2 protein-coding genes are annotated in these 855 nt (G+C 39.2%); both read left to right on the top strand.

Translation table 11 applies throughout. From position 1 onward, the window contains the following. The first annotated feature begins 162 nt into the window (after positions 1–162). Entirely contained in the window at positions 163–339 is a 177-nt protein-coding gene (locus FHQ30_RS12790; RefSeq protein ID WP_139611546.1) for a type II toxin-antitoxin system HicA family toxin, read from the top strand. 51 nt (positions 340–390) lie between these two features. After that, the gene (locus FHQ30_RS12785) at positions 391–807 is read left to right on the top strand and encodes a type II toxin-antitoxin system HicB family antitoxin (protein ID WP_139611545.1); all 417 of its coding nucleotides are present in this window, start codon (positions 391–393) and stop codon (positions 805–807) included. The last annotated feature ends 48 nt before the right edge of the window (positions 808–855 follow it).

The following is an 855-nucleotide window of genomic DNA, read 5'->3' as shown; positions in this document are numbered from 1 at the left end:
TCAACAGACCCTAATATCTCGCTTAAAGACATGGATTTAATCTGCGTTTTGACTATGGTTAAATACTTGGAAATAATTTGCATTTTTGCATATAAATAACTTGCGGTAATATGCAATTTTGCATACAATGCTCGCAAATTAACCGAACAACTGGATGAGGCAGTGAAACAAAGCGAATTTCTTAGGTGGCTCAAAGCTCAAGGGGTACAAGTTGAAAATGGGACACGGCATTTAAAACTGTATTACAAAGATCGAAGAAGTCATCTACCCAGCCATCCAAGCCAAGAATTAAAAAAGGGTTTAGTGGAAGGGATTAAAAAGCAATTAGGTTTAAAATAATATAATTCGCGTGTAAAGGCGGACTCGCTGCTGACTATGGAGAAATAATTTATGTATTACGCTGCACATTTTACACCTGCCGATGAGGGCGGATTTGTTGTTACGTTCCCTGATATTCCCGAGGGTATAACTCAGGGCGATACTTTCGATGAAGCTATGGAAATGGCGCAAGACGTTTTGCTTTCTTGTGTTGAAATTTATTTTGAAGAAGATAAACCATTTCCAGTATCTCGTAGTCTTGTTGAAGAGGAGACCCCTGTAGCACTACCTGATAGCGTTTATGCTAAAGTACTGCTACACAATGTTATGCTTCAACAATCTGTCACTAAAGCGCAATTAGCACGTTTAGCAAGTATTCGCCCACCGGAGGTAGGACGTATTCTTGAGCCGCGCCATACAACCAAAATTGATACCATTAGTCGAGCTTTTCGCGCATTGGGTAAAGAGCTGCAATTAAGTGTGATTTAATCATTTGATAACTCACTGGTAGGGTCTGTTGATCTTTGTTTATATTTT

It is taken from the genome of Testudinibacter sp. 'clade 2', assembly GCF_006227735.1.
Taxonomy (GTDB): domain Bacteria; phylum Pseudomonadota; class Gammaproteobacteria; order Enterobacterales; family Pasteurellaceae; genus Chelonobacter.
The sequence above is the reverse complement of the archived record's forward strand: the minus strand, read 5'-3'. Positions and strand labels throughout refer to the sequence as shown.